This is a genomic window from Protofrankia sp. Cj3 (genome assembly GCF_917627355.1).
In the GTDB taxonomy this organism is placed as follows: Bacteria; Actinomycetota; Actinomycetes; order Frankiales; family Frankiaceae; genus Protofrankia.
This window is the reverse complement of record NZ_CAKJTR010000004.1, coordinates 45,723-53,297: the sequence shown is the minus strand read 5'-3', so window position 1 is coordinate 53,297 and position 7,575 is coordinate 45,723. Positions and strand designations below refer to the sequence as shown.

Sequence of the window (7,575 nt, the reverse complement as noted above, 5' to 3'; positions counted from 1 at the left end):
GCGGGCATCCGTCCGTGCCAGCCAGGATGCTTGCAGGACGGATTGGGCGGCCTGGCCAGTGTGCCGAGCTGTCTTCGCGTGTCACCGAGATCCGCGGAGATTTGCGGCCGGAGTGGTCTGATGCGCTGGAACCCGCCTGGAAACCTGCCGGGAATTCAGGGCAGACAGGCCGCGCTTGATACCCGAAGAAGATCGATATGGCGTCGCGACGTGAGGAGGTGGCTGGTTGTCGACCACACTATCCAGCGCGGCTGCACAAGCCCTGGCTGGCTCTCATTGGACCTCACGGAAATCATATTAGCTATGTGCAATGATATGCGGAAGTGAAGCGGATGTGATTTGCTTCACGTCATCAGCTCAGGGGCTGCTGACGTCGTCTCCGGGTGTGCGTGGGCGCGATGCTCGCAGGCCGCGGGCAGGGATCTGGCCGGCTGCCTTGGCGCGATCGCGCTGTTCGTCGACGGCGGTGGCGGAAACATCCCTGGGAATATTCATCGGGATCTTCCGCATCGGTACGGGAATGGCGCCCGGACCGCTGGCGCAGCCGGAGCGGAATGACGATCTTTGCCACCGGCCGACAGGTTGAGTGGCGCCAGCAACAGAATGTGGATCAAGAAGTGGGGCTGGGGTGCGTGCATCGCGTGAGCGGAATTACTGGTAGGACACATGTCGCATGATTATATTTTCGCTTGGCTGAAGGCCCCGGGGGCTGGGGTCTTCAGCCAAGCAGTCACGGTTTTAGAGCGCGTTCGAGATCGTCATTCCGGCGGCGACGCTGTCGGGGCCCTCTGGGGAGACGGCGTCCACTGTGGGTGCCACCGGTTGACGTTTGAGGGTGAGCGCGATCAGAGCGCCAGCCGCCGTGGCGGCCGCGGCGACCCATCCCCCCGTGCGAAGCCCGTCGACAATGGTTGACGGAGCATCCGTCTGGCCGGTCAGGCCCGCGCGGGCGATCGCCACGATGACGGCCAGCCCTATGGCGCTACCGAGCTGCTGGGATGTGGAAGCCAGCGCTGAGGCGACGCCCTGCTCGGCGGGCGAGACTCCGGCGGACGCCGCCACGAACAGCGCGCTGAAGGCGATGCCGGCGCCGAGGCCCCAGATGATGAGGCCGGGCAGCAACGCGGCGAACGAGCTGTTCGGCGACATACCCATGGCGAGGGCGGCCAGCCCGATCCCCGCGACGAGCATCCCGGTGAAGATGGTGGGACGGATACCCTGCCGGTTGAGCAGCGTCAGGGAGATCTTCCCGCCGACCATGGAGATCAGAGTGAGCGGCAGGAAGGCCAGACCGGCGGTAAGCGGGCTGTAACCGAGCACATTCTGCAGGTAGGTGGTGTACAAGAAGTATTCCCCGCCGAGCGTGCCGACCAGGATCAGTATGTCAATCATGGCGACGGCCAGGCTGCGGTTACCGAAAAGCCGCAGTGGCGCGAGCGGGTTGCGGGTGCCCCGCTCGATGAGGACGAAGGCTGCCACAAGCGCCGCACCGACGAGCAGGGACCCGATGACCCTGCTCGAGGACCATCCTGCATCCGGTCCGCTGGCCAGACCGAACACCACCAGGGAGATGCCCGCGGTGGCGACCACCGCGCCCGGTACGTCGAAGCCCCCGCGCCCGCCCTCGCGTGGCGGATCCGCCGGGAGCAGCCATGGTGCGATGATCGCCGCGCCCAGCGCGAGTGGCACGTTGACGAGGAAGACCGCAGCCCATCCGAAGCCGTTGGTGAGCAGCCCGCCGAGGAGTGCGCCGGCGGCGAGGCCGCCGCTTGCCGCGACGCCCCAGACCGTCAGCGCCTTGTTGCGTTCTGGTCCCTCCGCGTAGCTTTTATTGATCAATGACAAGATTGTCGGGAACAGCAGCGCGCCGCCCAGGCCCTGGACGGTTCGGGCGGTCAGCAGCATCCACGGCTCGGTTGCAAAGCCCCCTCCCAGCGACGAGGTGGCGTAGAGCCCGAGCGCGAGGATGAACATCCGCCGCTCGCCGAGCCGGTCGGCCGCCCGGCCGCCGAGCAGCAGGAATCCGCCGAACGTCACGGCGTAGGCGCTGACCACCCATTGCAGCGACTGGGCGGTGAATCCGAGCTCACGGCCGATGTCGGGCAGGGCGATGTAGACGATGTTGTAGTCGATGGCGACGACGAACTGGGCGAACGCCAGCAGGGCGAGTTTGAGCCCGGACCGCTCCTGCGGGCGGGTCACGGAAGCATCCACGGGTTCGGTTCTTCCTGCGCGGAGTTGTCACCGGCCACGGACGTGGCTGGTGAGGCGGGCGTTGGTCGAGGCAGGCCTGATGCCCTGCGTCGGCTGTGAGGCGCTTCAACTATGAAGCGTTCGTATCCTACACGGTGTTCAAACTTACTACACGGGATAGTAGCTCAGCGCTGTAGAGTGTCAGGCGTGGAGGAGCCGACGCCGCGCCGGCGAGATCGCCTCCGGGCGGAGACCGTCCGGGAGATCAAGATGATTGCGCTCAAGCACATGGCCGCGGGTGGAGCGGCCACTGTTTCGCTGCGTGCGATCGCCCGCGAGATGGGGATGACCGCGGGTGCGCTCTACAGCTACTACGACACCCGAGACGATCTGGTCATTGCGTTGATCGCCGATGTCTACGGCCAGCTCGCGGAACTGCTGGACATGGCGCGTACCACCCGGCCCGCGGACGACCCCGGGGCTCAGCTGCTGGCGGTCGGCCTGGCCTATCGGCAGTGGGCGATCAACAACACCGGGGAGTTCCAGCTTGTCTACGGCGACCCGCTCCCCGGCTGTCAGGCTCCAGAGGGCGCGGTCGCCTTGGCCGCGGAATACCGCGCGTGCGGGGTGCTTCTGAAGATCGTCGCTGCCGCCTGGCCGGCAGTCGAGCGCAGCCAGGCTATCGACGACTATCGGTGGTCCGATTTCGATCCGGCCTTCGTCGCCATGGTCGGTGAGTCGTTCCCCGAACTGCCGCCGTCCGCGGTCGCGCTCTCGCTGCGTATCTGGGGCCGGCTGCACGGGCTGATCGCGCTCGAGGTCTACGGCCACCTGCGGCCCCAGATACTGGACCCCGCCAAGCTCTACCACGCCGAGTTGGTCGACCTGACCAGAACGCTGGGTCACGCGTCGCCGATCAGGTCGTCAGCGTAGCCCGTTATCGATCTTACTGAATCGGCAGAGGCGCCCGCGCGGGCCTTGGGCGCCATTCGTCGGTGATTGCTGTCGGCCCGATGAGACCGTCCACCCGGGGATAGCGGTGCACGGTTCTCCGATAGTTGATCCGCCATCCCCGCGGAGTGCGAGTGACAATGTCGAGGTAGTCACCATTGGTGATCGACCCGTCGGCCCGAACAGCCAGGTAGCGACTGCGTGCCCGGACAGTTCCGTCATTGTCCACTAAGATTATGGTGTCGACGGTCTGATGGTCCGCGGTGTCCGCCGGGAGCCGCCGCACATAGTCGCGGAAGGCATCGAGCCCGTGGAGGAGGGTACCCTTTCCCACCCCGATCTCAATTGTGACGTCGTCGGTGAAAACCAGGCTGAGCGCGTCTGTCTCCTTGTTGTCGACAGCGTGCGCAAACAGGGCCAACGTCTGGTGGATCCCGGTGATATCCGACGTGGACAGTTCCCGCGTCATGGTGCTCCTTCGGCATGAAGACACACAGCTCAGTGGTCGGCGCCGGCAGGCCCCGAAGGACTTCCAGCGCCGGCATGACGAGCAGCCGGGCCGAACGCCTCTCAGACCGGGACACCGCCAATTTGTCGCAGAATGGTGAGGCGGTCCGGAAGTACGTCATAGCTGACGATCCGGCCGTCGTGAAAGGTGATCCAGCTGATGCTGGTGCCGTCGATCGGCCTGCCGGTTGCCGGCACACCGAACACGTCACCTTTGTGGATACCCTCGATTCGCCAGAATACGACCACCCGGTCATCTTCGGCCACGAGATCCGTGACGGTCGTCTTGAGATCTCCTACGGCCTCCCTCAGCCAGACGACGTGCTGGCGGAAGCCGTCACGGCCTGCTGACCAGCCTGCGCGGGCCCGGGTTTCATCGTCGGCGTCCGAGTCGATGAGGTCGTCCAGGAGCTCCAGGCGCCCGTTGTTGACGATCTCCTCATACAGACGCCGCGCCGCGGCCTTGTTGGACTCGGTCCTGGTCGTGTCAGTACTCATCAACGGCCTCCTCGGGCATGGAGAACTTCATCGGGGTGGTTCGCCGGGCTGGGCGGTGGGAGCAGGATTCCGGTGTTCGCGTTGAGACCACCGTCGCAGGGCAGCGTGGCACCGGTGATGTACGACGCCGCGGGCGAGGCCAGAAACCAGACGACCTCCGCCTGTTCTCGGGGGCTCGCCCACCGTTGCATCGGGATTCGTCTGGTGACGTCCGCCGCGAGTTCCGGGTTGGCGAGGGCACCAGCGGTCATCGCGGTTACCGTGCCGCCGGGCGCGAGAGTGTTGATTCTGATGCCGTGGGCGGCGTAGTCGATCGCGGTTGCGCGAACAAGGTTGATCGCCGCGGCCTTGGACGCGTTGTAGGCCCAGTTGCCCGGCTCCCCGCGCAGGCCGGCAACGGACGCGGTGACGACGATCGCGCCACCGCCCGCGGCACGCAGGGCCGGTGCGGCGGCGCGTATTCCCAGCGCCACTCCCCGCACGTTGACGGCTAGTATTCGGTCGAATCGCTCGATGGCACCCGCCGCCTCCAACGGAGGCGTCCCGCCGATTCCGGCGTTGAGCACGGCCACGTCCAGCCGGCCGAAGTGGTCGGCGGCCAGTCGCACCATCGCCGTGTTGGTCGTCTCGGCGGCTATGTCGCCGGTGAGCGTCACAACTCCTGTTATCGCGGTCAGTTCGGCCAGCCCATTCTCGGCCAGGTCGACGGCGACAACCTTGAATCCTCGCTCAGCGAAAAGTTCCACACACGCGCGTCCGATTCCGGATGCGGCACCGGTGACAACCACCACTGGAGTGACCATGCTGTCTCCCTGCTGGTCGACATTCAGGATTGCTCGATGTTCTGTTGGCGCCGCGAGGTGCGGGAAGACGCCCGGAGAAGATGACGCGCAGGACGGACACGGGCTGTGGGTGGAACGCCTAAGCAGCCCGGCGAAGGTGCCAGAGCTGCTCGCCCACAGGTCATAACCCGACCTGCCGTCACCCGGACCAGCCCGCCGAGGACCGAAACCAAAAAATCTTACCGATAGCGATCATGTTGTTGAACGCTACGCTATTATGCGTAGCGTAAACTGTCAATTGTTCACCGGCGTAGTGAACTTTGTCGCCTTCGGTCCACCGATCGGTGCTCGGCGTCCCGCCTCAGCCCCTCACACAGCGTGGGCCAGCAGCTCCGCTCCTTGATCCACGCCCCTATTGCCGGGCGCTCTAGGAGCGTTTGGCGATGGATGGGAGTGACGCGGCGAGGTGCGTGCCCTGTCATTCAAAGGTGGCCGCGGCCTCCCGCAGGGTGCGGATCACCGTTTCTGGATCGTACGGTGCGGGCGGACCGGGGGTGTACGTCACCGAGCGCAGGGCACCGGTGTAGCGGAAGGTGCGGTGCCGCTCGTACACCGGCCAGGACACCGGGGACTTGCGGTCGACACCGACACTGATGCCCTGCAGCGGCGCCATGCCGATCAGCTGGTGGACGCCGTCCAGCCGGCCGGTCGCGATGCCGTCGACCGAAATCCGCCAGTCCCAGCGCAGGTCCGGCACGGCCAGGGCGGAGACGACGACGGTGTGCCGCCCGGCGGTGAGCGGTCCGGCGTCGGCCTCGAACAGCGTGCCGTACTCGTTGTAGGCGAGGCGCAGACGGCCGTCCTCCACATACACGCTGTAGCCACCACCCTGGTCGCCGTGTGAGACGAACACCCCTTGGTCGTCGGCGCGGTGCTCCGCCAGCTCGATCGTGATGTCGAAGGAGCGGAAGGCAATGAGCTTCGACGACCGGTAGCGTTCCAGCTCCGGCGTGCCAGCCAGCAGAGTCAGCGGCCGTCGCAGTAGTTCCTCCGCCGGGTTGCGGACGGCCAGCGCGCCGCTGCCGTCCAGCAGCGGGAAGACACCGTTACGCCAGGCTGCGTCCTCCCAGGCGGCGGCAAGCTCTTTGACGATCTTCGGCTGTTCGGCGGACAGGTCGTCGATCTCGGTTGGGTCCCGGTGGATGTCGTAGAGTGCCCACTCGCCGTCGTCGTACGGGGTGCCGGGCTGGTGCAGCGTGACCAGCTTCCAGCCGCCGCGGTAGTAGCTGCGGTTGCCGATCATCTCGCAGTACTGCTCATGATGGGTGCTCGGCGCGGTCGGGTCAGCGAGTATGGCGGCGAAGCTGAACCCGTCGGGTTCCTGGAGTGCCACGCCGTTCCGCATCGTCGGGCGTTCCGCTCCGGCAAGTTCCAGCAGGGTCGGCGCGATGTCGGTGACGTACTGGTAGTGCGGACGGATGCCGGTGTCGCCGTCGGGCCGGCGCAGCCCGGCCGGCCAGGAGATGACGAACGGTACCCGCACCCCGCCGGCGTACGTCTGGCTCTTGTACAACCGGAACGGTGTGTTGGACGCCATGCCCCAGCCGCGCGGGTAGTGCACCAGGCTGCGTGGGCCGCCGATCAGCTCCGGCTCGCGCTCGACGTCGGGGTTCCAGTCGGACGGGAGCGCGGGGTGCTGGACGAAACGTTTGAAATAGCTGCGGGTGCCCTGCGCGCCGCCTTCGCCGGTACCGCCGTTGTCCGAGGTGAACACGATGACGGTGTTGTCCAGCTCACCGAGGTCCGCCACGGTCGCAAGCAGCCGGCCGAGGTTCTGGTCGATGTTGTCGACCATCGCGGCGTAGACCTCCATGTACCGGGCGTACAGCGCCTGCTGGTCCGCTGTGAGCTCGCCCCAGGCGTCGACCTCAAAGCCGGCCTCGAAGTTGCGCCGCGGTAGCCGGGTGCCCGCGGGGAACAGACTGTCCGCGAGCTGCCTGGCGAAACGGGCGTCGCGCAGTGCGTCCCAGCCGTCGTCGTACCGGCCCCGGTACCGCTCGATGTCGGCGGCCTTCGCCTGCAGCGGCCCGTGAACGGCGTTGTGCGCGACGTAGAGGAAGAACGGCTTGTCCGCGTCGTGCGCGCGCAGCGCCTTGACCATCGAGATCGCCTGGTCGGTGATGTCATCGGTGTAGTAGTAGCTGTCGGGCAGCTCGTCGACGTCCAGCGGGCTGTTGTCCCGGACCAGCTGGTGGGGGTGGAACAGGCTGGTGAGGCCTTCCAGCACTCCGTAGTACTGGTCGAAGCCCTTGCTCAGCGGCCAGTTGCGACGGTCGTCAGCCGCGTTGGACGCCGAGTCGCGCGCCAGATGCCACTTGCCGACGGCGTAGGTGGCGTACCCGGCGTCGTGCAGCAGCTCTGCCAGGGTGGGGATGTCGTCGGCGATCTCCATGCCGTAGCCGGGGAAACCGGGGTCGGCGTTGGCCACCATCGAATACCCCACCCGGTGCGCGTTGAGGCCGGTCAGCAGCGATGCACGGGCGGGTGAGCACAGCGGCATGGTGTGGTAGTTCGTCAGGCGGAGGCCGCGTTCAGCGAGCAGGTCAAGCGTCGGCGTGGCGATCTCCGAGCCGAACGGGCCGAT

At 66.5% G+C, this 7,575-nt stretch carries 7 protein-coding genes; 1 reads left to right on the top strand and 6 read right to left on the bottom strand.

Features of this window, described 5'->3' with window-relative positions:
* Positions 1–155: 155 nt before the first annotated feature.
* Together MJ783_RS23490 and MJ783_RS01180 are read right to left on the bottom strand one after the other, a co-directional pair.
* Complete coding sequence (locus tag MJ783_RS23490; protein ID WP_370651395.1) at positions 156–296, bottom strand: putative leader peptide; 141 nt, start codon at positions 294–296, stop codon at positions 156–158.
* 442 nt (positions 297–738) lie between these two features.
* Positions 739–2,202 (bottom strand): MFS transporter, encoded by a 1,464-nt coding sequence (locus MJ783_RS01180; protein WP_239308015.1) that lies wholly within the window; start codon positions 2,200–2,202, stop codon positions 739–741.
* A gap of 261 nt (positions 2,203–2,463) precedes the next feature.
* Here MJ783_RS01180 and MJ783_RS01175 point away from each other — a divergent pair, with 261 nt between their 5' ends.
* Complete coding sequence (locus MJ783_RS01175; protein ID WP_239308014.1) at positions 2,464–3,126, top strand: TetR/AcrR family transcriptional regulator; 663 nt, start codon at positions 2,464–2,466, stop codon at positions 3,124–3,126.
* Positions 3,127–3,139: 13 nt separating this feature from the next.
* Here the strand turns inward: MJ783_RS01175 and MJ783_RS01170 are convergent, their stop codons facing one another.
* The 4 genes from MJ783_RS01170 to MJ783_RS01155 all read right to left on the bottom strand — a co-directional run.
* Positions 3,140–3,613, bottom strand: coding sequence for a nuclear transport factor 2 family protein (locus MJ783_RS01170; protein ID WP_239308013.1), 474 nt, complete (start codon positions 3,611–3,613; stop codon positions 3,140–3,142).
* A 101-nt stretch (positions 3,614–3,714) separates the two neighbouring features.
* On the bottom strand, positions 3,715–4,149 hold the full coding sequence (locus MJ783_RS01165) for an ester cyclase (RefSeq protein ID WP_239308012.1): 435 nt from the start codon (positions 4,147–4,149) through the stop codon (positions 3,715–3,717).
* Positions 4,149–4,952, bottom strand: coding sequence for an SDR family NAD(P)-dependent oxidoreductase (locus MJ783_RS01160; RefSeq protein ID WP_239308011.1), 804 nt, complete (start codon positions 4,950–4,952; stop codon positions 4,149–4,151). The genes MJ783_RS01165 and MJ783_RS01160 overlap by 1 nt, the downstream gene beginning before the upstream one ends.
* A 457-nt stretch (positions 4,953–5,409) precedes the next feature.
* Positions 5,410–7,575: arylsulfatase (locus tag MJ783_RS01155; RefSeq protein ID WP_239308010.1), on the bottom strand; the 2,166-nt coding region annotated here is incomplete at its 5' end.